The sequence below is a fragment of the Georgenia deserti genome (assembly GCF_042680605.1).
GTDB lineage: Bacteria > Actinomycetota > Actinomycetes > Actinomycetales > Actinomycetaceae > Allobogoriella > Allobogoriella deserti.
In genome coordinates this window covers 1-25,169 of sequence record NZ_JBHUEE010000008.1, presented here as the reverse complement: position 1 = coordinate 25,169, position 25,169 = coordinate 1, and the positions used below count along the sequence as shown (strand labels likewise).

The following is a 25,169-nucleotide window of genomic DNA, read 5'->3' as shown; positions in this document are numbered from 1 at the left end:
TGCGCTCTGCCGGCGGGTCGGGCCGGCACTGTCCCATCATGGCGCACGGCGGCGCCCTAGAGTTGATCCGTTCCGTCAGCCTGCCAGGAGGAGCGATGAGCGACACGGCCCCGGACGCCGCGAGCGAAGGAGTTCCCGTCCCGAAACGGGTCCGCGTGCACCACCTCAGGCAGGCCAAGGAGCGCGGTGAGCCCATCACGATGCTCACGGCCTACGACGCCGTCACCGCCCGCATCTTCGACGAGGCGGGTATCGACGTCTTGCTCGTCGGGGACTCCATCGGCAACGTGATGCACGGCCGGTCGACCACGATCCCGGTCACCGTCGAGGAGATGGTGCCTGCTGTGCGTGCCGTGAGCTCGGCGGTCGACCGCGCGCTGGTCCTGGCCGATCTGCCGTTCGGTTCGTACGAGGCCGACCCGCGGCAGTGCTTCGAGACGGCGACCCGGATGCTTAAGGACGCCGGCGCGCACGCGGTGAAGTTCGAGGGCGGCGCTCACCTGTCGGAGCACGTCGAGCTGCTCACCCGTTCCGGCATCCCCGTGGTCGCACATCTCGGTTTCACCCCGCAGTCGGAGAACCTCCTCGGCGGCAAGCGGGTGCAGGGCCGCACCGAGGACGCGGTCGAACGCCTCGTCGGTGACGCCCTCGCCCTTGCCGAGGCGGGCGCCGTCGCCGTCGTGCTGGAGATGGTGCCCGCACCGGTAGCCGCTCGGGTCACCGAAGTCCTCGACATCCCCACGATCGGGATCGGGGCGGGCGCCGACGTCGACGGTCAGGTCCTCGTCTGGACGGACATGGCCGGGATGACGGCGTGGTCGCCGCGCTTCGCCCGTCAGTTCGGTCAGGTGGGCACCGAGCTCTACAACGCCACCCGCGCGTACGGGCAGGCGGTGCGGGAGCGGACCTTCCCGGGCGAGGAGCACTCGTTCGCGCAATGACCTCCCGCCGCCGCCTGCGCTCGCGCCACCCGGCTCAGGAGCCCTCGTCCTCGCGCCAGCTCTGCTCGTCCTCCGCCCACGCCTCGTTGCGTTCGGCCGCACGCGCCATCGCACGGGCTGCTTCCTCCGCCGTGGAGTAGGGACCCATTCGGTTGGTCGCTCCCCGCTGCTTGCCCTCGACCACCTGGCCGCTCGTCAGGTCGTAGTAGTACTCCGGCGTCTCCTGCTCGCTCATTCGTTCCTCCCGTGCTCCGGCATAGACTCACCATCATGCTCGTCGACCGCGCGCCCCGAGGCACTCTGACGCCAGGAGCTCCGACCCCGGTCCGCACCGTCCCCGAGTCCATCCCGCGCCCCGAGTACGTCGGACGTACCGGTCCGGAACGCGTGGCCGCCCCGGACGTCAAGCCGCCCGAGGTGATCGAACGCATCCGCCGCGCGAGCCGCGTGGCCGCGCAGGCGCTGCAGGAGATCGGCCGGAACGTCGCTCCGGGAGTGAGCACGGACGAGCTCGACCGGATCGGCCACGAGTTCCTGCTCGACCACGGTGCCTATCCCTCCACCCTCCACTACAAGGGCTTCCCGAAGTCCGTGTGTACCTCGATCAACGAGGTGATCTGCCACGGGATCCCGGACACGACGGTGCTGGCCGAGGGCGACATCGTCAACGTCGACGTCACCGCGTATCTCGACGGCGTCCACGGTGACACCAACGCCACGTTCCCCGTCGGCGAGATCGACGAGGAGTCCCGGCAGCTCGTCGAGCGGACGAAGGTGGCGATGGAGCGCGGCATCAAGGCCGTCAGACCCGGACGCCGGGTCAACATCATCGGCCGGGTCATCGAGTCCTACGCGCGACGTTTCGGCTACGGCGTGGTGCGGGACTTCACCGGGCACGGCGTGGGCGAGGCCTTCCACTCGGGCCTGGTGATCCCGCACTACGACAGCGCCCCGCTCCACGACGACGAGATCGTCACAGGCATGGTGTTCACGGTCGAACCCATGCTCACCCTCGGCACGGCGGAGTGGGAGCAGTGGGACGACGGGTGGACCGTGGTGACCCGCGACCGTTCGCGCAGTGCCCAGTGGGAGCACACGATCGTCGTCACCGACGACGGCGCCGAGATCCTGACCCTGCCCTGACCCCCGGACCGCCTCGAGGAGCCATGACACGTCAGCGCCGGCCCGCAGTCGCCTTCGGCATCGACATCGGCGGCTCCGGAATCAAGGGAGCCCCGGTCGACCTGGGTACCGGCGAGTTCGCGGCGGACCGTTTCCGCATCGCGACGCCGGACCCGTCCACCCCCAAGGCGGTCGCCTCCGCCGTGGCGGAGCTGGTCGACCACTTCGACCTCGCCCCCGACGTCCCCGTGGGTCTGACGTTCCCCGCGCCGATCAAGCACGGCGTGGTGGCGTTCATCGCGAACCTCGACCAATCCTGGACCGGGGTGAACGTGCCCGAGCTGATGAGCGAGGCCACCGGCCGGTCGGTGATCGGGGTCAACGACGCCGACGCCGCCGGTGTCGCCGAGGCCATCTACGGCGCAGCCAAGGACGTGCCCGGCGTCGTCATCGTCACCACCTTGGGGACCGGCATCGGCTCGGGCATGCTCGTCGACGGCACGCTCGTGCCCAACACCGAGCTCGGGCATCTGGAGATCGACGGTCACGACGCCGAGTCCCAGGCCGCGTCCTCGGCCCGGGAGCGCGAGGACCTGAGCTGGAAGAAGTGGGCGAGGCGGCTGCAGCGCTACTACGAGACCGTCGAGATGCTCTTCTCCCCCGATCTCTTCGTCGTCGGTGGCGGCGTGAGCAAGCGGCACGAGAAGTTCCTGCCGCTGCTCGAGCTGAACACCCCCATCGTGCCGGCCGAGCTGCGCAACACGGCAGGCATCGTCGGCGCCGCGCATCTGGCCGCCATCGGTCACCGCTGACACGCCTGGGCGAGGACCGCCCGCACCGGGGCACCGGTCGCCCGGCTCAGGGGCCGGGCGACGGCGGGATCAGGGCACCCTCAGGGTCCGTCCCGGATGTGCGCCATGCCGGATTGCCGGACAGTGGAGACGTGATCGACGAAAGGAACCGCCCCATGTCCGACATCCCTGGCTCGATGCGCCGTTCCGGCCTGGTCCGTCCCCGCAGCGGCCGCGTCCTCGGCGGCGTGTGCGCGGGTGTGGCGCACCGATTCGGCCTCAACCCGTGGGGCGTGCGGCTGCTCTGGCTGCTGATCTGCCTCATCCCGGGTCCGCAGATCGTCATCTACATCGCCCTGTGGGTGCTCATGCCCAGCGAGTGATCCGCTCGCCGTCGGCCCGCGCGGACGGCGGCGAGCCGTGCGGGGCGGATGAGTCGGCCGGTACGCCGGGTTCTGTGCCCGCGGCCGTGGCCGCGGCGGCGGTCATCCATCTAGGACGTACGTTGCCGTAAGCCTCCAGCGACCTACCCGCAGGCTCGGACGGGCCGCCCTCGAACGCCTGCTGTCTGGTCTTGCTCCGGGTGGGGTTTACCGAGCCGCGACGGTCACCCGCCGCGCTGGTGGTCTCTTACACCACCGTTTCACCCTTACCACCGGGCCTGGCCCGGCGGCGGTCTACTTTCTGTGGCACTGTCCCGCGGGTCACCCCGGGTGGGTGTTACCCACCACCCTGCCCTGCGGAGCCCGGACGTTCCTCGGCGCACCCGAAGGTGCGACGCGACCGCCTGGCCGACTCATCCGCGCCGCACATGATACGCGGCTCCGGCGGGCGCTCGCCTACCATCGCCTGGTGCTCGTGCTTCTCCCGCCGTCCGAGGGTAAGACCGCGCCGGCGCGTGGCGCCCCGGTCGACCTCGACCGCCTCTCCTTCCCGGCGCTGACCGCCGCCCGTGAGCGCGTGCTCGACGCGCTCGTCGAGGCGTCCGCTCGCCCAGACGCCACCGATCTGCTCCGGGTGAGCCCGGGGCTGGCCGACGAGATCCGCGCGAATGTCCGCCTGCGTTGCGCGCCGGCCGCTCCGGCGGACCGCGTGTACACGGGGGTCCTGTACGGCGCGGCCGGTCTGGCCCACCTCACCGGTATCGCGCGGCGGCGGGCCACGCAGAGCGTGCGTATCGTCTCCGCCCTCTGGGGCGCCGTGAGACCGTCCGACCGGATCCCTGCGTACCGCCTCTCGATGGGCGTCGACCTCCCCGGCCTCGGTACGAAGCTCGCCCGTTTCTGGCGCGCGCCACTCGCCGCGGCACTCGGGGAGTCCGCAGCGGGAGATGTCGTCGTCGACGGCCGGTCCGCGGCCTACGCGGCGGCGTGGAGCCCGCCGCGCACCAGTGACCACGTTCTGGTCCAGGTGGTGCGGGAGCGGCCTGACGGCGGCCGGCAGGTCGTCTCCCACCACGCCAAGCACGCACGCGGGCTGCTGACGCGCCACCTGCTGACGCGGGCGCACCCGGCCCCGCGGACGGCCGAAGGCGTGGCGGACGCGGCGCAGGGCCTGATCGGTACGCCCACGACGACGGGCGGGCACATCGCCGAGGTCGAACTGGCTGATCCCGGCGCGAGCGGGTCCCGTACCCTCACGCTCGTCGAGCGGGCCTGACTCCGCTCCGCTCAGGCGCGTCCGGACGTCTCACCGTCGTCGAGGCGCACCAGGACGTAGCCGTGCTCGTCGGAGACGAGCACCTCGTCCTCTGGGGCGGTGTCGATGGCGGAGAGCTCGCTGACCGTGAAGTCGATACTCACGCCCTCGGTGCGGTGTCGGTGCAACGCGACGACGCCGAGCCCGCCGGTGCGCGAACGCGCCTGCTCGTAGATATCCAGCAGCTCGCCGTCGATCTGACCGGCGAGCTCCTCCCGGGCCGCACGCGTGGCCTCGGTGTCGGCGTCGATCTCGGCGAAGGCGGCGTCGCGTTCAGCGGTGTGCCGCTCGACGTCGGCGGCGATGGCACGCTCCTGCGCATCGAGTTCGGCGACCCGGGACTCGGCCGCCTCCAGACGCTCCATCACCTCGAGCTGGGTCTCCTCGAGCACGCTCTGCCGCTCGGCGAGCTGCTGGAGCTCGTTCTGCAGCGCGACCAGTTCGCGCGAGAGGCCCTTGCCGGAGTCCAGCGTGGCCTGGTGCCGAGCAGCCCGGCTACGGACCTGCTCGACGTCCGCCTCGGCCCGGGCGAGCTCGCGGCGGGTGTCGGCCGCAACCGTCTGCGCCTCGACCTGGGCCCGGTGGACGTCCTCGCCCCGGCCCGCGAGCTCATCCAGGGTGGCGAGCACCGGCAGGGTGCGGCGCTGATGCGCCAGCTTGGCCAGTTTGGTGTCCAGGGCCTGCAGATCCAGCAGCTTGCGTTGCTCGGCCTTGGGGGCGGTGGTCACGTAGGAGCTCCTTCCAGCACGATGTCCCACGGATCGGTCACCCGGGTCGAGACGTGCGTGTCCAACCTAACGCCCCGGGCGTGGGCGGCAGACCGCAACAGCTCGGCGGCGCGTGGCAACCAGGGCCACTCACTCGCCCAGTGGGTCGCGTCGATCAGGTAGGGACGTCCGCCCGCGAGATGCTCCGAGGCGGGATGGTGCCGCAGGTCCGCGGTGAGGTAGACGTCGGCGCCCAAGGCTCGTACCCGGCTCAGCAGCGAGTCCCCCGCGCCACCGCACACGGCGACCGTGGAGACCTCGGCGTCCAGGTCACCGCCGACGCGGATGCCCTGCGGCGTCCGGGGAAGCGCCTGTGCCACCCGCGACGCGAACTGCCGCAACGTGGTCGGCTCCGGCAGTCGGCCGATGCGCCCGGTCCCGGTGGTGGCGCCCGGGTCGGCCTGGGCGAGCAGCGAGTAGGCCGGCTCCTCGTACGGGTGCGCCTGGCGCAGGGCGTCGATCACGGCCCGGCGCCGCCCACGCGGGAGCACCATCTCGAGTCGGTCCTCGCTCACCTCCTCGATGTGCCCGACCGCGCCGACGGTGGGATTCGCACCGTCGAGAGGCCGGAATGTCCCGGTACCCGGCGAGACGAACGCGGCACGTTCATAGTCGCCAAGTCGCCCGGCTCCCGCGGCCGCCAATGCGTCCAGGACGGCTGTGGTCGATGCGTGCGGCACGAAGGTCACGAGGGTGTCGAGGCCGTCGGCGGGCAGCGGAACAATCGGCCGGCTCTCCACCACCCCGACGGCGTCGGCGAGGGCCTGCGCGACACCGTCGGCTGCGGCGTCGGCGTTGGTGTGCGCGGTGTACAGGGCGCTTCCGCCGCGGACCAGGGAGTGCACCACACGACCTTTGGGGTCGGTCGCGGCCACCGATGAGGTCCCACGCAGATACAGCGGGTGGTGGGTCAGCAGCAGGTCCGCGCCACGCTCGAGGGCCTCCTGCGCAGTCTCCTCGGTCGGATCCACGGCGAGCAGGACGCTGCGGACGGGCTGCTCGGGGTGACCCGCCACGAGCCCGACGGCGTCCCATGACTCGGCAGTCCCGGGTGGATAGTTCTCGTCGAGGACGGCGACGACGTCGGCCAGGCGAAGCTCGGTCATGCTCGCCGAGCCTAGTGGCCGAGTGCGGGCGGTTCCCTATGCTGTGCCCGTGCTACGGCCTGCCATCCGTTTCGTCGACCGGCATCCCGTCGCCGCGCTCGGCGGGACCGCACTCGCGGTCGTCGTCCTAGTCGTGCTCGTCGCCTGGGCGAGCGGGCCCGCCACGGCGGCCCACGCCGGGATCGAGGAACTCGCGCCGGGCGAGCCGCACACCAACGAGGAGATGACGATGCGCGTGACCGGCGCGCAGACCGCCCGCACTGTCCCGGGCTACCTCCCGGACAGTGAGGACGCGGAGTTGCTGGCCGTGGACATGACGATCGAGAACCGCACGGATGCACCGATCGTCTCCGCCGGGAACGTCGTCTCGGCCCAGATCGACGGACAGGCGTATCTCGACTACGGATTCATCAGCCCCGACGGCACCGCGCACGAGGCGTTCCAGCCCGGCCTGGCACAGGAGGTTCGACTCGTCTTCGAACTGCCCCCGGGCACCGCGGCACCGGGACAGGACGTCAGCGTGGGCCTGTGGGACCGTGAACTCGTCGAGGAGCAGGGCTACCTTCCGCGCTGGGACAACCCGACGCCGGCGGCAGTCGTCCGGCTGACCGTATCCGAGGGCCAGGGATGAGGCGCCGCCTCGGCTCCGTGGCCGCCACCGCGGCCCTGGTCGTAGCGGCGTGGGTCGTGCACGAGCTCGACGCCACGTCCTGGCAGCTGCAGGCGCCGTTCCCGGTCGACGGACGGCCCGGTGAGCCGCTCACCGGACGCAACATCTCCGCGGTCGTCCTCGCGGACGGAGCCGCCCCCCGCACCGCGGACATCCTCGAGATCGACGGAACCCAGGTCGACGAGGTCCGCACCTCGGGCGTCTTCCTGCTGATCCCGGTCGCTGCAGCCACGGTGATCGAACCGGAACGGCTCCAGTCCGTCGAACTCGAGGTCGACGGGCGCCGGTACAGCCGGCTGGCCAACCGCCTGGACTACGACGACCCGTGGGGCGCGCCGCTGGAACCTGGGATCCGGACGCGGGCCGAGGTGGTGTTCGAGGTCCCGCCCGAGGTGTTGCGGCAGGCGGGTTCCGGGCGGCTCGAACTGGGGACCGCGGCGGATGTCAGCTTGGACTCGGTGCTGCGGGTGCATGTCGGGCTCGGCGACCTCGAGCACGCCGAACGCGTCGCCCCTGCCGAGCCCGTGCGGGAGGCGGCGCCGTGAGCCGGCCCTTCCGGCACGCGGGCCAGCGCGGCTGGTTGCGCCGGCACGCGGTGGCCCTGGTCACCCTGGTCCTTCTGGTCCCGAGCGTTCTCACGGGCTGGTACTTCACCGAATGGAAAGAGTACGCGAACTGGGAACCGCGCAGTCCCGTCGGGGCACAGGTCGGCGAGCCGGCGCATCTGGCCGGTCATGAGTACGAGGTCACCTCGTGGGACGTCCTCAAGGATCCACCGGACAGTGCCGGACTTCCGGCCGGGACCGGGGTCGTGGCGGTCACGGTCGCCGTCCGGCCGCCAGGGCCGGATGCCGAGGGCTCGTGCGAGCTTCAGCTGGCCATCGACCGAGCGCGGTGGCATCCGGCCGAGAACACGTTCCAGACGTCCGAGGGCATGGCCGAGACGTGCTTCTGGAGTCCGGGCGATCGTGACGAGTTCTCCAGTGTCGAGGTCGCCTCGGACGGCACACGGTCGGTCCAGGTGGGGTTCGTGGTCCCCGTCGACGCACTCGACACCACGGGCGGCCCGGTGCTGGAGATCCTCATGCCGATGGAGTTGCCTCGGTACGTGCGGGTGCCGCTGACGTAGCGGGGCGGCCGGGTGGCGCCTGCGCCGGTGGCAGCCGGCCGAGGCAGTGGTCGAAGGTGGCGGCCAGCAGGGCGATCTGGACGACGTCGGAGACGGCGTGGACGCCGATCGAGACCATGGGGAACACCGCCTGCCACCAGTCGAGGTCCTGCGGACCGATGAGCGCGACGATGCCGCGGAACGCCCACGACGTCATCGTTTCCAGTGCGACATAGGTCAGCACGAAGCCGGCGAGAGTCACGGCCCCGGCGTGCGTCACGACGCGCCCGACGTCGACGAGGACGTCTGCCCGGGCCCGATAGTCCTCGGTGAGCTCGTCGCTGAAGAACCGGACGACTCCGGGTAGGCGCCGATTGCGTTCGCGCACCTGCCGCAGATGGGGCGACCGCGCGGTGACGAGGTCCACCACGGTGGTCCCGCCGAGCCGACGGGCGAGGACGATGCCGGTGATCGCGAGCCACGCGACGGGCAGGGCGAGGACGCCGACGGTCTCGATGAGGAACCCGGCGACGGGCACGGCGACGGTCCGCCAGGCGGCATCGAGGAAGGGCACGGCATCGAGAAAGCCCTGCCAGCCGTTGCTGAGCCAGACCACGAACTCGCGCCCGCCGAGCCATCGCGGCAGTTCCTGCAGCGGCTCGAACACCAGCATCGTGGCCAGGAAGACCCACAGACCTTCGAGGTAGACGTCGACGAAGCTGATCCAGGCGGGGAGCCGGTGCCTCAGCCGGTGCACGACGAGCCGGGCGACGAGGGCAGCGGCCAGCAGCGCCACCGCAGGGAGGGTGAACTGCAGCTGCATGGCCGCCAGCCGCTCGGCGGGGACGTCGAAGATCCGCCACTCCACCTCGAACCGATAGCGCTCGAGGTCGTCGTCGAGGTAGTTCCAGGCTGAGTAGAGCACGAAGAAGGGGACGATGACCTGGGAGGCGAAGGTGGTCACGCTGTCCGCGCGTCGGTGTCGGCGCGAGCCGGCCGAATCCGTGACGTCGATCTCGAGCTCGCCGGCCGCGGCGCGCTGCCCGTAGTGCGGCAGGTGGCGCCGCAGCACGAGGAACATCCCGACGTAGGCGCCCAGCTCGGCCAGGATCGGCAACGGCAGCAGCAAGGCCCCGAGCAGGGCGCTGCGGTGGATCGCGGCCAGCGTGGCCACGCCCAGAATCCCGATGTGCGAGAGGAAACCGCCGAGGAGGGCGAACACGAGGAGCTCCGGCCATCGCGCGCTCACCAGGCGCGCGGTGTTCCGCAGGATCTCCAGCACGTGCGCATGGTAGCGACGCGGTTCGTGGGCCTGACCGGATCACCTGCTCTCTGCGGGCTCCGCAGTAACCGCGCCCGGGCGCCGCCCTTCGCTGAGGGGCTAGCACGGCCTAACGATACGGTATCGTAGCTACGTATGCGTAGCTACAGTGAGGAATGGGCGTGAAGGAACCAAGCACTCGTCGGCGCTCGCCGGCGGACGTACGCGACGCCTGCCGGTCAGCGGTCATCGCCGAGATGACGGAACAGGGACTGGGTCGGCTGTCGGTCGAGGGGGTCGCGCGGCGTGCCGGGGTGGCCAAGACCTCGATCTACCGCCACTGGCCTTCCGTCGAGGACCTGCTGCTCGACGCGCTGGCGGAAGCCCTGCCCGTCGAACAAGTCTCTCCGAAGGGCGACGCGCTGCGCTCGGACCTCCTGCGATCTCTCGAGCAACTGGTCGGCTGGCTCGATGGGCCGACGGCGCCGGTGGTAACGATGATCCTCGCCGAACGCCAGCGCCGCCCGGATCTCGTCGAGGCCCTCTACACCCGGGTCTTCGACACTCACGGCAAACGGTTCACACGCACCGTCATCGAGCACTACGCCGCGCGCGGCATCGTCGACCACGGCTTGCTCACCCCGGTCGTCGTCGACATCGGGGAGGCACTGGTACTCAAACACCAGATCGACACTGGCAAACCACCAGACACCGACGCACTCATCGCCATTGTCGACCAAGCGATCCTGCCCGCGCTCGGCCACCCACCCTCACACCGGGAAGGAAGCCCGACATGACCACTGTTCAGCCAGATGCCGGTGCGAATCCGTCCGCCACGCTGCAGGTCGACTGAGCCAGCACGACAGGTAGATCGCGGATCACCCTCACGACCCATCTGTGGACCGCACCGCAACTGCGCCGCGGCTCCCCAATCCACGACAGGGCCTTCGACGCGTTGCGCGAGCTCGGCGCCGACTTCACTCGTTTTCTGCCATGGTTCAGTCAACCCCGGCTCGCCGTGCCGGAGCTCACCCCGCCGACCGCCACCACGACGTCGTGGAACTTCGAGCTGCTCGACCCCTTCGTCGAGGACTTCGTCGCGGCCGCCGAGGGCAGGGCGATCGTGGCGAACTTCGCGACGATCCCCACCTGGATGTTCGTCGAGCCTGTCCCGGTCTCGGAGATCGTCGACAGCATCGCGGTTATCGACGCCTATGCGACTGCCGTGGTCCCTTACGCCGGTGAGTGACTCCACCGCGACGGCGGGCACCGTCATCGACGCACCGATCGAGCACGTCCGCGAGGCGCTGCTCTCGGCCACGCTGTTGCCCGAATGGAACCCTGCCTTCGTCAAGGTCGAGGGGACCCCACGCGCTGTCGCGGGCGCCGAGTACCGGCTCGAGACCATCCGGGGCTTACGGGGAGCACTGACCTACACGTACATCGATGGCGAAGCGATCACGATCTCTTGGCGTGTCACCGGGCTCTCCGAAACCGGGGAATGGCAGCTGACTCGCCTCGACGCATCACGACAGACGCGCGTCACCCACGCGGTGGAGCGAGACGGTCCTCTCGCGTTGCTCCTCGGGCATACGCTCGGCACTCTCCCAAGCTTGCGTCTAGAACGGCTCGCTCAGCGGGTCTCCGGATCCTGAGCTCGATGACGACCCGTTGTCCCCAGAACAGAGGAGCCCCATGAACCCGTTTGCGCGACCTCCTAGTTTGGTGAGGTGGTGCGTGTACGCGGCAATCGCCGCAGCGCTACCGACTGCGCTCTGGCGCATCCCATTGGTCCTGGGATTCACACTCGGCACCCCGACCGCCTGGCGCGAGGCGCAGGACATACCAGGGACCGGGACCTGGTACCTCCTGGGCCTGTCTCTCGCCCAGCTCGCCGCCATCGCATGCATGCTCGCCCTGACGATCGAGCCCGCGAGACTGACACCGCACTGGCTACGGGCACGACGGCCGCTCCTGGTTCCCAGAGTCGTGGGCATCGCGGGAGCGACCGGCGCTCTCATTCTCGCTCTCCTCGTGACCATGTCCATCATCGCCTGGGACAACGTCGACCCCTTCAGCGGAACTGCCTACGGCGCATGGGGATGGCTATGCGCCGGATGCTATCTGGTCGCGGCCCTCTGGCCGCTACTTCTCGGCACAGCATCCCTGCGATATCTCATGCATCACTGGCAAGCCCGCGTTCCGGCTCCATGATCCGGGAGGCTCGGTAGCCGGTGACCACGGCAGAGGACCTTCACGGTTCCGCCGCGATCCATATCACCGAAGGAGCCCTCGGCGCCGCATCTTCCTGCAGTAGACGGCGAAGAGCGCCGTCACGACTCCGACTCCGATGTCGAACCACGAGGTCGCCGCTCCGAGCATTGCCCACCGGTCAAGGACAGCGAATGTCACCACGAGGAGCACAACCTGAGCGGTCGCCGCGACAAGAGCGGTGGGGACTGCCCAGCGGCTGCGCGCCACGAGCAGTACGGGAGCGATCAGTCCGCCCAGGATATTGATCGCCCAGATGACACGGAGCACGGGCGGGTAGTCGGCGAAGTAGACGATGCCGCCCGAGCCGAACTGCGCATCGATGTAGTCGGTGTCCTGGATCAGAATCAGGACGTAATCACGGAACCCGCCGATGTACAGAGCGAACACGACGATGGCCACCACCCACAGATGCCACGGGCGACGAACGCCGCTTCTGCGGGGGCCTGTACTCACCGTCTGCTATCCAATCTGCCGTTCTGGTGGGCCCGGCCGGTCTCGAACCGGCGACCTCCGCGGTGTAAGCGCGGCGCTCTGACCAACTGAGCTACAGGCCCCTGCGCCGACGGCGCCCGGACAGCGTAGTGCAGGCCGGCCCTCGGCCGCGGCTTGTCCGGGCGTCAGGTGGCAGGGACTCAGCCGGACAGTGCGGCGAGCGCCTCGCGGTACTCGTCGAGCTCGCGCGCCTGGCCATGCGGGTTGACCGTCGCCCATCGCACGTGGCCGTCCGCGTCGATCAGGAAACTGCCCCGCCGGGCGTGACCGTTGCGCTCGTCGAAGACCTCGAAACGCCGTGCGGCCTGACCGTGCGGCCAGAAGTCCGACAGCAGCTCGAACCCGAAGGCCTCCTGTGCCGACCAGGCGCGCAGGGCGAACATCGGATCGGTCGAGACGCCGAACAGCCGCACCCCGCGCGAGGTGAACTCCGCCAGATGGTCGCGCAGCTCGGCCAGCTCACCGTGGCAGATCCGGGAGAACGCGAACGGGAAGAACACGAGCAGCACCGGGCCACCGCGCAGCGCGGACAGCCGGACCGGCGTGCCGTGGGCGTCGGGTAGCTCGAGGTCCGGCGCCGGTTGCAGGCCGGGCTGCGGGGGCTCGGACGGGCCCGTCACTTCTGCGAGCGGCTGCGTGCGGCGACCCGGATGCCGTTCCACGACTCGCCGACCGACGTCGCCGACGTGGCGAGCATCCCCGCGGTGCTGGCGGCCTCCTCGATGTCCGCCGGCACCACGTGGCCGTCGCGGCCGGGTTTCGGCGTGAGCACCCAGATGAGTCCGCCGTCGTCGAGGTTCGACTGGGCGTCGACGAGCAGGTCGGTCAGGTCCTCCTGCTCGCCGTCGTCGGACCGCCACCAGATGATGGCGCCGTCGCACACGTCCCCGTAGTCCTCGTCGACGAGCTCGTTGCCCGTCGATGCCTCCACCGCCGTCCGCACGGACGGGTCGACGTCGTCGTCGTAGAGGAACTCCTGGATGACCTGCCCGGTGGTGAAGCCGAACCGGCCGGCTCCCGCTCCCGCGCTGACTGCCACGTGCATCCTTTCGTCTGTGGGACCGGTGCGGTCCTGGTGTGTACCAAGCCCACCGTAGCGGCGCGAGGGCCAGCAAGCGCACAGATCCACGCCTCTGCCGGCCCCCGGCGCGTCCCGCCGGTCGGGTGGTCGTTGTCACACCCCCCGCGGTGGGCGAAGTTCGACCGCGAGGCGGTCATGGCACGACAATGGAAGGGCCAGGTGTCGCATACCTTTGCCGTCACCGCCGACGCAAGACGTGAGAAGAGGGAACGCGTGAGTTCACGAGACGAGTCCTCGCCGCTGATCGCCGGACTCCTCAGCCAGGTGAAGGACATCGACGCGGAAGAGACCCAGGAGTGGCTCGAGTCGCTCGACGGGCTCATCGACGAGCGCGGCGGACCGCGGGCCCGCTACATCCTGCTCAACCTGCTGCAGCGGGCACGGGAGCGCTCGGTGGCGATCCCCAACCCCATCACCACCCCGTACGTCAACACCATCCCCGTCCACCAGGAGCCGTACTTCCCCGGTGACGAGGCGGTCGAGCGCACCTACCGCGGCTGGATCCGGTGGAACGCCGCGGTGATGGTCACCCGGGCGCAGCGTCCCGGTGTCGCCGTCGGCGGCCACATCTCCTCCTACGCCTCGCTGGCCACGCTGTACGAGGTGGGCATGAACCACTTCTTCCGCGGCAAGCAGCACCCGGGCGGCGGCGACCACATCTTCTTCCAGGGGCACGCCTCCCCCGGGAACTACGCACGCGCCTACCTCGAGGGCCGGCTCACCGAGGAGGACCTCGACGGGTTCCGTCAGGAGTACTCCCACCCGGCCACCAGCGAGGGCCGCGGCCTCCCGTCCTACCCGCACCCGCGCCGGATGCCGGACTTCTGGGAGTACCCGACCGTCTCGATGGGCCTCGGCCCGGCCCAGGCGATCTACCAGGCCCTGGCCAACAAATACCTTCACGAGCGCGGCATCAAGGACACCTCCCAGCAGCACGTGTGGGCCTTCCTCGGTGACGGCGAGATGGACGAGCCGGAGTCTCGCGGGATGTTGCAGCAGGCCGCCTGGCAGAACCTCGACAACCTCACGTTCGTGGTCAACTGCAACCTGCAGCGTCTGGACGGCCCGGTCCGCGGCAACGGCAAGATCATCCAGGAGCTCGAGGCCCAGTTCCGCGGCGCCGGCTGGAACGTCATCAAGGTCGTGTGGGGCCGGGAGTGGGACGCCCTGCTCAACGCGGACAAGGACCGCGCCCTGGTCAACCTCATGAACACCACCCCGGACGGGGACTTCCAGACCTACAAGGCCAACGACGGCGCCTACGTCCGCGAGCACTTCTTCGGCCGCGACCCGCGGACCAAGGAGCTCGTGAAGAACATGACCGACGAGGAGATCTGGGCGCTCAAGCGTGGCGGTCACGACTACCGCAAGCTCTACGCCGCCTACAAGGCCGCGACGGAGCACACCGGGCAGCCCACGGTGATCCTCGCGCACACGGTCAAGGGCTACGGGCTCGGTCCGTCCTTCGCGGGTCGCAACGCGACCCACCAGATGAAGAAGATGAAGACGACGGACCTGAAGATGCTGCGGGACGCCATGCGCATCCCGATCCCGGACGAGCAGCTCGAGGACCCGTACAACGCGCCGTACTACCGGCCGGACGAGAACGACCCGACGCTGCAGTACATGATCGAGCGGCGCAAGGCCCTCGGCGGCTTCATCCCGGAGCGGCTCACCGACAGCCCGCACCTGTCCCTCCCGGACGACAAGCCGTACGAGATCCTGCGCAACGGCTCGGGCCAGCAGGAGGTCGCCACCACGATGGCGTTCGTCCGGCTGCTCAAGGAGCTGATGAAGGACAAGGAGATCGGCAAGCGGATCGTGCCGATCATCCCGGACGAGGCCCGCACGTTCGGGCTCGACTCGATCTTCCCGACGGCGAAGATCTTCAACGTCCACGGCCAGCACTACACCTCCGTGGACCAGGACCTCATGCTCAGTTACAAGGAGTCCGAACAGGGGCAGATCCTCCACATGGGGATCAACGAGGCCGGCTCCGCCGCGGCGATGCAGGTGCTGGGCACCTCGCACGCAGTGCACGGCGAGCCGATGATCCCCGTCTACATCTTCTACTCGATGTTCGGGTTCCAGCGCACCGGCGACCAGTTCTGGGCCGCCGGCGACCAGCTCGCCCGCGGCTTCATCATCGGCGCCACGGCGGGCAAGACGACCCTGGCCGGCGAGGGAACCCAGCACATGGACGGCCACTCCCCCGTGCTGGCCTCGACCAACCCGGCGGTGGTCCACTACGACCCGGCGTACGCCTACGAGATCCGGCACATCGTCCGGGACGGTCTGCAGCGGATGTACAGCGGCGAGGACCCTCGGGACCCGGACGTCTTGTACTACCTCACCGTCTACAACGAGCCGATGCCGCAGCCGGCGGAGCCGGAGAACCTCGACGTCGACGGCGTGCTGCGCGGCATCTACCAGCTCAGCGCACCCGAGGGCGACGGGCCGCGGGTCCAGCTCCTCGCCTCCGGCGTCGGCGTGCCGTGGGCCGTCCATGCCCGCGAGCTGCTCGCCGAAGACTGGGGCGTACGTGCCGGCGTCTGGTCGGTCACGAGCTGGTACGAGCTGCGCCGGGACGGTATCGCCGCGGACGAGCACAACTTCCTCCACCCGGAGCAGGAGCCCCGCGAGGCGTACGTGACGACGAAACTGCGCGACGCCGGCGGCCCGTACGTGGCGACGTCGGACTTCGAGCACCAGGTCCAGGACGCCATCCGGCCGTGGGTGCCCGGCGAGTACTACACCCTCGGTGCCGACGGCTTCGGCTTCTCCGACACCCGACCGGCCGCGCGGCGTCAGATCTTCATCGACGCGCACACGATGACGGTCCGGGCGCTGCAGGCGCTCGCCGACCGGGGCGAGGTGGACCGCGACCTCGTCCGGCAGGCCATCGAGAAGTACGACCTGTTCGACGTCACCGCCGGCGTGTCCGGCAGCGCGGGTGGCGACGCCTGACATCGGCCGCAGCCGCTCCCGGTCCCTGCCCACGCCCGCGCGTGGGCAGGGACTGAGCTGACTCGTGCACCGGGCGAGCGCCCCGGCCACCGGATAGGGTCGGAGCATGTCGTGGATCGATCGCCTCCGTTCGCTGTTCACGCGGCAGGCGCCTCTCCGGCGCGTCGGTGTGCGCCGCCCGTCCACGACCGGACACCACGGCGACGACGCCCGCGAGGATGCGCTACGCGCCAACCTGGTCCATGACCCGAACGACATCGAGTCGTTCAAGGCACTCGCCGAGCTGGTCCGCCATCACGCCGCCGCGTCCGCCCCCGCCGACCCGCTCACCGCGGACAGTCCCGCCACTGAACGCGACCGCGCCGCCGATCTGGCCGTGTGGTCCCTCGCCGAGGAGATCGCGGGCAACCCGCGCGCCTGGTATGCACTCGTCGAGCTCGCCCGCCTGTCCCTGCACGACGACCGCGAGGGGGCGATGCGCCGCCTGCAGGGCGCGTGCGAACGGGACGGCACGGGTACCGCGCTCGCCGAATCGGTCCGCATGCTGCGCGAGGCTGGGCTGCCGGCCGAAGGCCTCGGGCTGGGCGTGGGCCATTGGAACGCCAAGGAGCACGTGCACGAGGCCGGGATCCAGGTGATCCGGGCTGCGCTCGAGGCCGGACGACCGTCCGAGGCGCGCCGTCTCCTCGAGACGATGGCCGAGACGTCCGACGACGTGCAGACGGCGGGGACGATCGACAAGCTCGACCGCGAGATCGCCGACGCCGAGGCGACCGCCTGACGACCGGCCATGCCACTGGCCCGCGGGATCTGATCCTCGCCGGTTCGTGGAGCTGCCGCTCCGGCCCCGCCCGTTTGTGGGAAGCCTACAAGCCTGGCTTATGCTCGCCCGCATGACGACGAGCCGGCGCAACGGGCGCGAACTCGGCAGCTCCGACGTCGTCCGCCGCCTGCGCGGCGGGACCGACATGCTCACCACGGCCGCGCTGCGCCGCCTGGACGCGGAGCTGGACTGGTACCGGGGCCTCGCGGCCGAGGACCGCTCGTGGATCGGGCTCGTGGCCCAGGCCGGTATCGCCGCCTTCATCAACTGGTACGAGGAGCCGGATGCCGGTTCCTACAACGCGCAGGAGATCTTCCGTGCGGCGCCGCCGGAGCTGACCCGGTCCATCTCGCTGCAGCACACCCTCCAACTCGTACGCGTCGTGGTCGAGGTCGTCGAGGAGAACGCCGTCAAGCTCGCCGAACCCGGCCAGCAGGACGAGCTGCGCGAAGCCGTCCTCATCTACTCGCGGGAAGTCGCCTTCTCGGCGGCCGAGGTCTACGCCCGCGCGGCCGAGTCACGCGGGGCGTGGGACGCCCGCCTCGAGGCGCTCGTCGTCGACTCGCTCGTCCGCGGCGTGGACGAGTCGTTCCGGTCGCGGATCTCCGCCCTGGGCTGGTCCGGCAAGGGTGGCACCCTGGTCGTCGTCGGGCAGGCGCCGCCGGACATGGACGAACGCCGCACCGCCGAGCTCCGGCGTGCCTGCCGCCGCGCCGCCCAGGACGCGCTGGTCGGGATCCAGGGTGAGCGGGTTGTCGTCGTCCTCGGCGGCGAGGGCGACCTCCGGGCGGCCGCCAGCACGTTGCTGCCACGATTCGGTCCCGGGCCCGTGGTCCTCGGCCCCGAGGCCGGCGAGGTCGGCGACGCCGGGCGCTCTGCACGCGCAGCGTTGGCCGGCATGCTCGCCGTCTCCGCCTGGCCCGGAGCGCCGCGCCCCGTCGCCGCGGACGAGCTGCTGCCCGAGCGCATGCTCAACGGCGATCCGCTCGCTCGCCGGACCTTGGTGGAGGACCTCTACAAACCGCTCGTCGGTGCTGGCGGCCCGCTCGTGCAGACCCTGGAGGAGTACCTCTCCCAGGGACGCTCGCTCGAAGCGGCCTCACGTGCCCTGTACGTCCATCCCAACACGGTGCGCTACCGGCTACGCCGAATCGGCCAGGTGGTGGGCTGGGACCCGACCGACGCGCGTGAAGGATTCGTCCTCCAGGTGGCGCTCGCCGTCGGCCGGCTCTCCGAATCGATCCCCGGGCACCGGGGACTGTGACGCACGTGAGCCATCTCGCGCCGCGCGGTCACCAACCCGTCAGAATTGTAGGACTTCGACAACGCCCTCGGAGGGACTTGGTAGGCGTCGTAGGCGCGGCGCCCGAACCCGGCACGGGCACAGTGGGACGGTGCTAGCCCTTCTGTGCCCAGGCCAGGGCGCGCAGTCCCCCGGGATGCTCCAGCCCTGGCTCGAGGATCCGCAGCTCGCCGATCGTCTCGATCACTACGCCGAGGTCACCGAGCTCGACCTGCGCGCGCTCGGCACCACCGCCGACGCCGAGACCATCCGGGACACCCGGGTGGCGCAGCCGCTCATCGTCGCCGCCTCGCTCCTGAGCCGGCACGCGCTCGGCGTCTCTCAGCAACCGGACGTCACGGCCGGCCATTCCGTCGGTGAACTGGCCGCCGTCGCCATCGCCGGGGTGCTCTCGGAAGAGGACGCACTCCGCCTGGTCCGTGACCGTGGCCGTGCCATGGCAGAGGCGGCCGGCGCCCGCGCGACAGGCATGACCGCCGTCGTCGGCGGCAAGCCCGAGGAGGTCGAGCAGACGTTGGAGCGCCGCGGTCTCGTCGCCGCGAACGTCAACGGCGGCGGGCAGGTGGTGGCGGCCGGAACCGTCGAGCAGCTTCAGGCCCTCGCCGACGACCCGCCGGGCCGCAGCCGCGTCATCCCGCTCCAAGTCGCCGGCGCGTTCCACACCGAGCACATGGCCCCGGCGGTGGAGCAGGTCCGTGCCACGGCCGCCGGACTCCGCGCGGCCGATCCGACCGTTCCGGTGCTCTCGAACGCCGACGGCGCGGTCATGCGCACCGGGGTTGAGACGCTGGACCGCCTGGTCACCCAGGTCGCGAACCCCGTGCGCTGGGACCTGTGCTGCGAGCAGCTCCTCGCGCTCGGGGTCACGGCCGCGGTCGAACTGTGCCCCGGTGGCGTCCTGACCGGCCTCGCACGCCGTACGCTGCCCGGGGTCGAGACCGTCGCGGTCAAGGGCCCGGAAGACCTCGCCGCCGCCCGTGACCTGATCAGCCGGCACGCCGGCACCGGAGGAGCTCAGTGAACCGTCCCACCCTGCGTCCGGCCGCACCGGTCGAGCACGCCCGCATCCTCGGCATCGGCGGTGTACGCGGAGAGAAGGTGGTTCCGAACGACGACGTCGTCGAGCCCATCAACTCCTCCGACGAGTGGATCCAGCAGCGCACCGGCATCGTCACCCGCCGCCGCGCCGGCGCCGACGTCACGGTCGCCGACCTGGCCGTGGGCGCGGGTGAGGACGCCTTGCGCTCGGCCGGCCTGTCCGGCTCCGACGTCGATGCCGTCATCGTCGGCACCGTGACCTGGTTCGAACAGACGCCCTCCCTGGCCGCGGTCGTGGCCGACCGGCTCGGGGCCACCCCGGCCTCCGCTTACGACATCTCCGCGGCCTGCGCCGGCTACGCGTACGGCATCGCCCAGGCCGACGCGCTGGTGCGCGCCGGCACGGCCCGGCATGTCCTGGTGATCGGGGTGGAGAAGATGTCCGATTTCATCGATCCGACCGACCGGTCCATCAGTTTCCTGCTCGGTGACGGGGCGGGCGCCGCCGTCGTGGGCCCCTCGGACACGCCGGGGATCGGCCGCACCGTGTGGGGATCGGACGGGTCCCAGTCCACGCTGATCCGGCAGACCCATTCCTGGCTCGACTACCGTGACCGCGCGCCGGGCGAGGTGGAGTGGCCCACCCTCCGGCAGGAGGGCCCTTCGGTCTACAAGTGGGCGGTGTTTCAGATGACACCAGTCGCCCAGGAGGCCATCGACGCAGCCGGCCTCACCCCCGCGGACATCGACGTGTTCCTGCCGCATCAGGCGAACATGCGGATCATCGACCACATGGTCAAGATGCTCGGCCTGCGCGAGGACGTCGTGGTCGGCCGGGACATCGCCGACACCGGCAACACCTCGGCCGCATCGATCCCGCTCGCCGCCGAGCGTCTGCTCCGGGAGGGGCACGCCACGAGCGGGGACATCGCCCTTCAGATCGGCTTCGGCGCCGGCCTCGCCTACGCCGCGCAGGTCGTCGTCCTGCCCTGACCCGCGCGCCTGTCCCCGGGCGCGCGCCCGACCCACCAGACTGTTCCCCGACAACCGATACACGAACGGAGAAGACATGGCTCAGAGCGAGCAGGAGATCCTGGCCGGCCTGGCGGAGATCGTCAACGAGGAGACCGGGCTGCCCGCCGACTCGGTCACGCCGGAGAAGTCGTTCACGGACGACCTCGACGTCGACTCGCTGTCCATGATGACCATCGCCACGCTCGCCGAGGAGAAGTTCGACGTGCGCATCCCGGACGAGGAGGTCGGCAACCTCCGTACGGTCCAGGACGCCGTCGACTACATCAACAAGGCCCAGAGCTGATCCGCTCCGGGGTGTGGGGCCCGGGCCGGGCCCCGCACCCCGGGTGCCGGCGCCGGCCGTCACACCTCGTCGCCTCCGGGCGACCCGAGAACCCCAGGAGCTTTCGACCATGTCGCAGCCCACCGTCGTCGTCACCGGCCTCGGCACGACGAACCCGCTCGGCGGTGACATCCCCACCACGTGGGACCGGATCCTCGCCGGGGACTCCGGCGTGCACACCCTGGAGAACGACTGGGCGGAGCAGTACGGCATCCCCGTCACCTTCGCCGGCACGATCGCCACCTCGCCCGAGACGGTGCTCTCCCGGCAGGAGACGCGCCGGCTCGACCCGTCGGCCCAGTACGCCGTGGTCGCCGCCGCCGAGGCCTGGGCGGACGCGGGCTCACCCGAGGTCGACGGCGAGCGGCTCGGCGCCGTCGTCGGCTCCGGCATCGGTGGTGTCTGGACGATCCTCGACGCGTGGGACGTGGTCCGGGAGAAGGGCGCGCGGCGGGTGATGCCGCTGACGGTCCCGATGCTCATGGCCAACTCCCCGTCGGCGAACATCTCGGTGCGCTACGGCGCGAAGGCCGGGGCCCACGCCCCGATCTCGGCGTGCGCCTCCGGCGCGGAGGCGATCGGTTACGGCGTCGAGATGATCCGGTCGGGCCGCGCGGACGTCGTCATCGCCGGCGGCACCGAGGCAGCGATCCACCCGCTGACGCTGTCGGCGTTCGCCAAGATGCAGGCGCTGTCCACCCGCAACGACGATCCGGCCAGCGCCTCGCGCCCGTACGACGTCGACCGCGACGGCTTCGTGATGGGTGAGGGCGCCGGTGTCGTGGTCCTGGAGTCCGCGGAGCACGCCGCCGCGCGCGGCGCCCGCGTGCACGCGGTCGTGGCCGGAATCGGGATGACCGCCGACGCCTACGACGTCGCTCCGCCAGACCCGTCCGGCGCCGGGCAGGAGACCGCGATGCGGATCGCCCTGAAGGATGCCGACCTGGCCGCCGGCGACGTCGTGCACGTCAATGCGCACGCCACGTCGACCCCGCTCGGCGACGGCATCGAGGCGGCCGCGATCTCTCGTGTGGTCGGACCCGACACCGCGGTCTCGGCGACCAAGTCCATGACCGGCCACCTCCTCGGTGGTGCCGGAGCGTTGGAGACGGTCCTGACGATCCTGGCGGTGCGCGAGCGCACCGCCCCGCCGACGATCAATGTGGACAACCCCGAGGAGGGGCTCGAGATCGACCTGGTGCGCGAGGCCCCCCGCGCGCTCCCGGACCGGCAGATCGCGGCGATCAACAACGCCTTCGGCTTCGGCGGCCACAACGTCGCTGTTCTGGTCACCTCAGCTTGAGTCCCCCGCGCCGAGAGCGGAAACCTGAGTCTTGAGCGGATGTGTGAACGTCCGCTCCTGACTCGATCGTCCGCTCTCGGCGTGCGCCGTCCGGGTCAGCCGACGCGGTGCAGCCAGCGCACCGGTGCGCCCGCGCCCGCGTAGCGGAACGGCTCGAGCTCGTCGTCCCAGGCCTGGCCGAGCGCCAGATCCAGCTCCTGACGCAGGCGCACCGGCTCGGTGGTGTGATCGAGGGCGGCCCGGATCCGGTCCTCGGGGACCACCACGTTGCCGTGCGCGTCGGTCTGGGCGTGGAAGATGCCCAGTTCCGGCGTGTGCGACCAGCGGCCGCCGTCGACCCCCGGGCTCGGTTCCTCGGTGATCTCGTACCGCAGATGGGTCCAGCCGCGCAGCGCGGACGCCAGCCGGGCCCCGGTCCCGACCGGACCGACCCACGAGTGCTCGGCGCGGAACATCCCGGGCGCTGCCGGCTGAGCGGTCCACTCGAGGTTCACGCGGGCGTCGAGCACGGTGCCCGTCGCCCACTCGATGTGCGGGCACAGCGCACGGGGCGCCGAGTGCACGAAAATGACGCCGCGGGTGAAGGCACCATTCATGTCGACTCCTCCTGATCCGGTTCGAGGTGCGTCTTCCCCTACGACCTCTGCCCTGATCAGGCATGACATGTTCGCGCGGCGAACCGAGACTCAGTGTGCCGGAGATCGCGCCGTCGCGCCAGCCCTGGGGGGCCGCGAGTCGGCGGGCGGCACAACCTCAGAGCTGCTCGCGCACGGCCTTCATGGCCTTCTTCCGCACGCTCTTCTCCAGCCGGTCGAGGTAGAGCATGCCGTCCAGGTGGTCGCACTCGTGCTGGAGGCAGCGCGCCATGAGCTCCTCGCCCTCGACCACCACAGGCTTTCCCTCGAGGTTCGTGCCCTCGACGCGGGCGTACCACGCGCGCCGCGTGGGGAACCACAGTCCGGGCACGGACAGGCACCCTTCATCGCCGTCCTGGTACTCCTCCTCGGACAGCTCGACGATCCGTGGGTTGAGGACGTAGCCGATCTCGTCGTCGATGTTCCAGGAGAAGGCACGCAGGCTCACGCCGATCTGGTTGGCGGCGAGACCGGCCCTTCCCTCCTCGTTGACGGTGTCGAGCAGATCGTCCACGAGCGAGCGGACGCGGTCGTCGATGTCGGTGATCTCCTCGCACGGTGTGCGCAGCACAGGGTCGCCGACGGTGCGGATGTCACGCATGGCCATGGCGCACATCGTTCCATGGCGGCGAGGTCGGGCGAGGACGCCGTGGACCGTCTGCACGCCGTCGTGACCGGTCTCACGCCGCCGGCCGCTGGCGGCACCGCCGCCGCCCTCAGTCCGCGGCGTCCAGCACGGCCCCGCGCAGCACCTTGCCGAGCGTGTCGGCACCTTCCGGCGTGGGGTGAATGCCGTCGTGTGTCATCTCCGGCAGGAACCGGGTGCCGTCGCGCAACGGGGCGGGCCCGTCCACCCAGTGCCACCCGGCGTTCTGCGCGAGCTCTCGCAGCGAATCGTTGAACGCCGCCGCGGCCGCAGGACGGCGGTTCAGGGGCGGAATGGCCGAGAGCACCACGTTCTGTGCACCGACGGTCCGGGCGATGGCCCGGATGTTGGTCAGGGAGCGTCCGTGCCCGCTGTCGGTGACTCCTTGGAGGACGTCGTTCGTCCCGGCAAGGATGACCAGCACATCGGCGTCCACCGGGGTGACGTGATCCAGCATCTCGGCAGTGGTCGCCCCGCCGCGTGCCCAGCCGCCGACCAGTTCCACACCACCTCCGACGGCGTGCGGGATCCAGCTGCGCTCCGAGAGGGCGCCCGCGGCGAACTCCGGACTGCGGCCGTGCGTGATCGAGTCGCCGACCGCGGCGATACGGACAGTCTGCCGCTGCTGCTCGCCGCCGGCGGCCCCGGCCGCTCCTGCTCCAGCGCCTGCCGGCACTGCCGCGGACTCCTCCGACGCCGGGTCAGGAACGTGCGGTCCGGCGCACCCGGTGACGAGCAGGACCGTCGCCGCGATCCCGAGAAGCCAACGACGCATCAGGCCATAGTCGCCTACCGGAGACCGTCGTGCAGCCCCCTGAGTGGTGTTCCAGGGCACGATTCGGTCTCGATCCGGCCGATGGCTCACGACGCGTCGGCGACGTCGAGCACCGCCTGGCGGATCGCCCCGCCCAGGGCCTGGGCGCCGTCCCGGGTGGGGTGCACGCCGTCGCTGGTCATGCCGTCCGCGAACAGGCCCTCGGTGGTGCGTACCTCGGCGGCAGCGTCGACCCACCGCCAGTCCTCCGCGTCCGCCAGTTCCTCGAGCGAGGCGTTGAGCTCGGCCGCCGCCCGTGGCGAATGGTCGAGTGGCGGGACCGAGGCGAGGACGACTTCGTCGGCTCCGACCGTGCCGACGAGGTCGCGGATATGGTCCGCCGTCGTCGCGTGCGGAGTGTGACCGAGGTCGTTGGTGCCGGCCAGGACGACGAGGACGTCGGCGTCCTCCGGTTCGACGTGGTCGGCCATCTCCGCCGTGGTCGCACCCCACCGCGCCCAGCCGCCGACGAGCGCGACGTCCTCACCGACGACGTACCGCACCCAGGACTCCTCACCGACCTGCCCGGCGGCGAAGTCGGGGCTGTCCGCCTCCGTGATGGAGTCGCCGACCGCCGCCAGCCGGACGGCGCCGGTGCCGGGATCAGGGGTGGCGCCGGTGCCGCCGCCGTCGGGAGAGGTACATCCGGCGGCCAGGAGGGCGAGCACCATCCCGCCACCGATCAGCGAAGAGGCACCTGGCGGTCGCACCGTTCCATCGTGCACTCCGGGCCGTCGTCGCCGACAGTGGTGCGCGCCTCTGTAGCGTCGCGCGCGGCAGCTGCCACGCAGGGCGGGTGCTCCTCCTGGCGCGCGACGCCGGACCTGGCGCGCTCGACGATCCGGACCAATGCGTCGTCGGGTGTTGGTGCCCCCGGCGGTGTCTGGTTTCAGGACATCGTTCCGCCCTGTGTCACGTCATCGTTCCGGGCCTGTGTCGGGACATCGTTCCACGGGTGTGGCGCGACATCGT

General features: G+C 70.8%; 30 protein-coding genes, 1 tRNA gene and 1 other RNA gene. 19 read left to right on the top strand and 13 right to left on the bottom strand.

What is annotated here, in order from left to right:
- The first annotated feature begins 95 nt into the window (after positions 1-95).
- Complete coding sequence (panB, locus tag ACFSE6_RS14425; protein WP_388008533.1) at positions 96-941, top strand: 3-methyl-2-oxobutanoate hydroxymethyltransferase; 846 nt, start codon at positions 96-98, stop codon at positions 939-941.
- Between the two features lie 34 nt (positions 942-975).
- Here the strand turns inward: panB and ACFSE6_RS14420 are convergent, their stop codons facing one another.
- On the bottom strand, positions 976-1,176 hold the full coding sequence (locus ACFSE6_RS14420) for an SPOR domain-containing protein (protein WP_388008530.1): 201 nt from the start codon (positions 1,174-1,176) through the stop codon (positions 976-978).
- 35 nt (positions 1,177-1,211) lie between these two features.
- On the opposite strand from ACFSE6_RS14420, the gene map reads away from it, so the two are divergent.
- From map to ACFSE6_RS14405, 3 genes are all read left to right on the top strand, one after another.
- Positions 1,212-2,084, top strand: a complete 873-nt coding sequence (gene map / locus ACFSE6_RS14415) for a type I methionyl aminopeptidase (RefSeq protein WP_388008527.1) — start codon at positions 1,212-1,214, stop codon at positions 2,082-2,084.
- Positions 2,085-2,107: 23 nt separating this feature from the next.
- Positions 2,108-2,875 (top strand): polyphosphate--glucose phosphotransferase, encoded by a 768-nt coding sequence (gene ppgK / locus ACFSE6_RS14410; RefSeq protein WP_388008524.1) that lies wholly within the window; start codon positions 2,108-2,110, stop codon positions 2,873-2,875.
- Between the two features lie 155 nt (positions 2,876-3,030).
- On the top strand, positions 3,031-3,237 hold the full coding sequence (locus ACFSE6_RS14405) for a PspC domain-containing protein (RefSeq protein ID WP_388008521.1): 207 nt from the start codon (positions 3,031-3,033) through the stop codon (positions 3,235-3,237).
- Between the two features lie 45 nt (positions 3,238-3,282).
- Here the strand turns inward: ACFSE6_RS14405 and rnpB are convergent.
- Positions 3,283-3,653: RNase P RNA component class A (gene rnpB, locus ACFSE6_RS14400), an RNA gene on the bottom strand.
- A 53-nt stretch (positions 3,654-3,706) separates the two neighbouring features.
- Here rnpB and ACFSE6_RS14395 point away from each other — a divergent pair.
- Complete coding sequence (locus tag ACFSE6_RS14395) at positions 3,707-4,513, top strand: YaaA family protein (protein WP_388008518.1); 807 nt, start codon at positions 3,707-3,709, stop codon at positions 4,511-4,513.
- 11 nt (positions 4,514-4,524) lie between these two features.
- On the opposite strand, the gene ACFSE6_RS14390 is transcribed toward ACFSE6_RS14395, so the two are convergent.
- Together ACFSE6_RS14390 and ACFSE6_RS14385 are read right to left on the bottom strand one after the other, a co-directional pair.
- Positions 4,525-5,280 carry a zinc ribbon domain-containing protein gene (locus tag ACFSE6_RS14390; protein WP_388008515.1) on the bottom strand — a complete coding sequence of 252 codons (756 nt, stop codon included), beginning with the start codon at positions 5,278-5,280 and terminating at the stop codon, positions 4,525-4,527.
- Entirely contained in the window at positions 5,277-6,425 is a 1,149-nt protein-coding gene (locus tag ACFSE6_RS14385) for a Nif3-like dinuclear metal center hexameric protein (protein WP_388008512.1), read from the bottom strand. Before ACFSE6_RS14385 ends, ACFSE6_RS14390 begins: the two co-directional genes overlap by 4 nt.
- A 49-nt stretch (positions 6,426-6,474) precedes the next feature.
- Between ACFSE6_RS14385 and ACFSE6_RS14380 the strand changes: the two genes are divergently transcribed.
- Genes ACFSE6_RS14380 through ACFSE6_RS14370 form a run of 3 tightly spaced genes read left to right on the top strand, consistent with a single transcriptional unit; the run spans position 6,475 to position 8,224 of the window.
- Positions 6,475-7,056: a DUF4352 domain-containing protein gene (locus tag ACFSE6_RS14380; RefSeq protein WP_388008509.1), complete on the top strand. Its 582-nt coding sequence runs from the start codon at positions 6,475-6,477 to the stop codon at positions 7,054-7,056.
- Positions 7,053-7,640 (top strand): hypothetical protein, encoded by a 588-nt coding sequence (locus ACFSE6_RS14375; RefSeq protein WP_388008506.1) that lies wholly within the window; start codon positions 7,053-7,055, stop codon positions 7,638-7,640. The genes ACFSE6_RS14380 and ACFSE6_RS14375 overlap by 4 nt, the downstream gene beginning before the upstream one ends.
- Positions 7,637-8,224, top strand: coding sequence for a hypothetical protein (locus tag ACFSE6_RS14370; RefSeq protein ID WP_388008503.1), 588 nt, complete (start codon positions 7,637-7,639; stop codon positions 8,222-8,224). The genes ACFSE6_RS14375 and ACFSE6_RS14370 overlap by 4 nt, the downstream gene beginning before the upstream one ends.
- Here the strand turns inward: ACFSE6_RS14370 and ACFSE6_RS14365 are convergent.
- On the bottom strand, positions 8,178-9,485 hold the full coding sequence (locus tag ACFSE6_RS14365; RefSeq protein ID WP_388008500.1) for a hypothetical protein: 1,308 nt from the start codon (positions 9,483-9,485) through the stop codon (positions 8,178-8,180). The two genes, ACFSE6_RS14370 and ACFSE6_RS14365, sit on opposite strands and share 47 nt — an antisense overlap.
- A gap of 155 nt (positions 9,486-9,640) precedes the next feature.
- On the opposite strand from ACFSE6_RS14365, the gene ACFSE6_RS14360 reads away from it, so the two are divergent.
- The 4 genes from ACFSE6_RS14360 (at position 9,641) to ACFSE6_RS14345 (ending at position 11,678) form a co-directional block, all read left to right on the top strand.
- The gene (locus ACFSE6_RS14360; RefSeq protein WP_388008497.1) at positions 9,641-10,261 is read left to right on the top strand and encodes a TetR/AcrR family transcriptional regulator; all 621 of its coding nucleotides are present in this window, start codon (positions 9,641-9,643) and stop codon (positions 10,259-10,261) included.
- A gap of 221 nt (positions 10,262-10,482) precedes the next feature.
- A complete protein-coding gene (locus ACFSE6_RS14355; protein ID WP_388008494.1) occupies positions 10,483-10,713 on the top strand; it encodes a hypothetical protein in 231 nt (76 codons plus the stop codon).
- Complete coding sequence (locus ACFSE6_RS14350; protein ID WP_388008491.1) at positions 10,706-11,119, top strand: SRPBCC family protein; 414 nt, start codon at positions 10,706-10,708, stop codon at positions 11,117-11,119. Before ACFSE6_RS14355 ends, ACFSE6_RS14350 begins: the two co-directional genes overlap by 8 nt.
- Positions 11,120-11,201: 82 nt before the next feature.
- Positions 11,202-11,678 carry a hypothetical protein gene (locus tag ACFSE6_RS14345; protein ID WP_388008488.1) on the top strand — a complete coding sequence of 159 codons (477 nt, stop codon included), beginning with the start codon at positions 11,202-11,204 and terminating at the stop codon, positions 11,676-11,678.
- A gap of 63 nt (positions 11,679-11,741) precedes the next feature.
- Here the strand turns inward: ACFSE6_RS14345 and ACFSE6_RS14340 are convergent, their stop codons facing one another.
- The 4 genes from ACFSE6_RS14340 to ACFSE6_RS14325 form a co-directional block, all read right to left on the bottom strand.
- Positions 11,742-12,140: a hypothetical protein gene (locus tag ACFSE6_RS14340; protein ID WP_388008485.1), complete on the bottom strand. Its 399-nt coding sequence runs from the start codon at positions 12,138-12,140 to the stop codon at positions 11,742-11,744.
- 75 nt (positions 12,141-12,215) lie between these two features.
- Positions 12,216-12,292, bottom strand: a tRNA-Val gene (locus tag ACFSE6_RS14335).
- 78 nt (positions 12,293-12,370) lie between these two features.
- Positions 12,371-12,850, bottom strand: coding sequence for a peroxiredoxin (locus ACFSE6_RS14330; protein ID WP_388008482.1), 480 nt, complete (start codon positions 12,848-12,850; stop codon positions 12,371-12,373).
- Complete coding sequence (locus ACFSE6_RS14325; protein ID WP_388008479.1) at positions 12,847-13,275, bottom strand: DUF3052 domain-containing protein; 429 nt, start codon at positions 13,273-13,275, stop codon at positions 12,847-12,849. The genes ACFSE6_RS14330 and ACFSE6_RS14325 overlap by 4 nt, the downstream gene beginning before the upstream one ends.
- 249 nt (positions 13,276-13,524) lie before the next feature.
- Here ACFSE6_RS14325 and aceE point away from each other — a divergent pair, with 249 nt between their 5' ends.
- The 7 genes from aceE (at position 13,525) to ACFSE6_RS14290 (ending at position 22,102) form a co-directional block, all read left to right on the top strand.
- The gene (aceE, locus tag ACFSE6_RS14320; RefSeq protein ID WP_388008476.1) at positions 13,525-16,278 is read left to right on the top strand and encodes a pyruvate dehydrogenase (acetyl-transferring), homodimeric type; all 2,754 of its coding nucleotides are present in this window, start codon (positions 13,525-13,527) and stop codon (positions 16,276-16,278) included.
- A 106-nt stretch (positions 16,279-16,384) separates the two neighbouring features.
- On the top strand, positions 16,385-17,059 hold the full coding sequence (locus tag ACFSE6_RS14315) for a hypothetical protein (RefSeq protein ID WP_388008473.1): 675 nt from the start codon (positions 16,385-16,387) through the stop codon (positions 17,057-17,059).
- 112 nt (positions 17,060-17,171) lie between these two features.
- The gene (locus tag ACFSE6_RS14310; RefSeq protein WP_388008470.1) at positions 17,172-18,365 is read left to right on the top strand and encodes a PucR family transcriptional regulator; all 1,194 of its coding nucleotides are present in this window, start codon (positions 17,172-17,174) and stop codon (positions 18,363-18,365) included.
- A gap of 130 nt (positions 18,366-18,495) precedes the next feature.
- On the top strand, positions 18,496-19,425 hold the full coding sequence (locus tag ACFSE6_RS14305) for an ACP S-malonyltransferase (RefSeq protein WP_388008467.1): 930 nt from the start codon (positions 18,496-18,498) through the stop codon (positions 19,423-19,425).
- A complete protein-coding gene (locus tag ACFSE6_RS14300) occupies positions 19,422-20,435 on the top strand; it encodes a beta-ketoacyl-ACP synthase III (protein ID WP_388008464.1) in 1,014 nt (337 codons plus the stop codon). Before ACFSE6_RS14305 ends, ACFSE6_RS14300 begins: the two co-directional genes overlap by 4 nt.
- 76 nt (positions 20,436-20,511) lie before the next feature.
- Complete coding sequence (locus ACFSE6_RS14295) at positions 20,512-20,760, top strand: acyl carrier protein (protein ID WP_388008461.1); 249 nt, start codon at positions 20,512-20,514, stop codon at positions 20,758-20,760.
- A gap of 109 nt (positions 20,761-20,869) precedes the next feature.
- On the top strand, positions 20,870-22,102 hold the full coding sequence (locus ACFSE6_RS14290) for a beta-ketoacyl-[acyl-carrier-protein] synthase family protein (RefSeq protein ID WP_388008458.1): 1,233 nt from the start codon (positions 20,870-20,872) through the stop codon (positions 22,100-22,102).
- A gap of 95 nt (positions 22,103-22,197) precedes the next feature.
- Here ACFSE6_RS14290 and ACFSE6_RS14285 read toward each other — a convergent pair whose 3' ends face one another.
- The 4 genes from ACFSE6_RS14285 to ACFSE6_RS14270 all read right to left on the bottom strand — a co-directional run bounded on the left by ACFSE6_RS14285 (position 22,198) and on the right by ACFSE6_RS14270 (position 24,907).
- The gene (locus tag ACFSE6_RS14285) at positions 22,198-22,698 is read right to left on the bottom strand and encodes a DUF3145 domain-containing protein (protein WP_388008455.1); all 501 of its coding nucleotides are present in this window, start codon (positions 22,696-22,698) and stop codon (positions 22,198-22,200) included.
- A 157-nt stretch (positions 22,699-22,855) separates the two neighbouring features.
- Positions 22,856-23,344: a peptide deformylase gene (gene def / locus ACFSE6_RS14280; RefSeq protein ID WP_388008452.1), complete on the bottom strand. Its 489-nt coding sequence runs from the start codon at positions 23,342-23,344 to the stop codon at positions 22,856-22,858.
- A 109-nt stretch (positions 23,345-23,453) separates the two neighbouring features.
- Positions 23,454-24,158 carry an SGNH/GDSL hydrolase family protein gene (locus ACFSE6_RS14275; RefSeq protein ID WP_388008449.1) on the bottom strand — a complete coding sequence of 235 codons (705 nt, stop codon included), beginning with the start codon at positions 24,156-24,158 and terminating at the stop codon, positions 23,454-23,456.
- An 86-nt stretch (positions 24,159-24,244) separates the two neighbouring features.
- Complete coding sequence (locus ACFSE6_RS14270) at positions 24,245-24,907, bottom strand: SGNH/GDSL hydrolase family protein (RefSeq protein ID WP_388008446.1); 663 nt, start codon at positions 24,905-24,907, stop codon at positions 24,245-24,247.
- Between the last annotated feature and the right edge of the window lie 262 nt (positions 24,908-25,169).

Coding starts and splice junctions, on each gene's coding strand:
- ACFSE6_RS14405 (WP_388008521.1), top strand. CDS start 3,031: ATGTCCGACATCCCTGGCTCGATGCGCCGTTCCGGCCTGGTCCGTCCC.
- ACFSE6_RS14385 (WP_388008512.1), bottom strand. CDS start 6,425: ATGACCGAGCTTCGCCTGGCCGACGTCGTCGCCGTCCTCGACGAGAAC.
- ACFSE6_RS14360 (WP_388008497.1), top strand. CDS start 9,641: ATGGGCGTGAAGGAACCAAGCACTCGTCGGCGCTCGCCGGCGGACGTA.
- ACFSE6_RS14285 (WP_388008455.1), bottom strand. CDS start 22,698: ATGAATGGTGCCTTCACCCGCGGCGTCATTTTCGTGCACTCGGCGCCC.
- ppgK (WP_388008524.1), top strand. CDS start 2,108: ATGACACGTCAGCGCCGGCCCGCAGTCGCCTTCGGCATCGACATCGGC.
- map (WP_388008527.1), top strand. CDS start 1,212: ATGCTCGTCGACCGCGCGCCCCGAGGCACTCTGACGCCAGGAGCTCCG.
- ACFSE6_RS14375 (WP_388008506.1), top strand. CDS start 7,053: ATGAGGCGCCGCCTCGGCTCCGTGGCCGCCACCGCGGCCCTGGTCGTA.
- ACFSE6_RS14315 (WP_388008473.1), top strand. CDS start 16,385: ATGTCGTGGATCGATCGCCTCCGTTCGCTGTTCACGCGGCAGGCGCCT.
- ACFSE6_RS14290 (WP_388008458.1), top strand. CDS start 20,870: ATGTCGCAGCCCACCGTCGTCGTCACCGGCCTCGGCACGACGAACCCG.
- def (WP_388008452.1), bottom strand. CDS start 23,344: ATGGCCATGCGTGACATCCGCACCGTCGGCGACCCTGTGCTGCGCACA.
- ACFSE6_RS14325 (WP_388008479.1), bottom strand. CDS start 13,275: ATGCACGTGGCAGTCAGCGCGGGAGCGGGAGCCGGCCGGTTCGGCTTC.
- ACFSE6_RS14275 (WP_388008449.1), bottom strand. CDS start 24,158: ATGCGTCGTTGGCTTCTCGGGATCGCGGCGACGGTCCTGCTCGTCACC.
- panB (WP_388008533.1), top strand. CDS start 96: ATGAGCGACACGGCCCCGGACGCCGCGAGCGAAGGAGTTCCCGTCCCG.
- ACFSE6_RS14295 (WP_388008461.1), top strand. CDS start 20,512: ATGGCTCAGAGCGAGCAGGAGATCCTGGCCGGCCTGGCGGAGATCGTC.
- ACFSE6_RS14310 (WP_388008470.1), top strand. CDS start 17,172: ATGACGACGAGCCGGCGCAACGGGCGCGAACTCGGCAGCTCCGACGTC.
- ACFSE6_RS14420 (WP_388008530.1), bottom strand. CDS start 1,176: ATGAGCGAGCAGGAGACGCCGGAGTACTACTACGACCTGACGAGCGGC.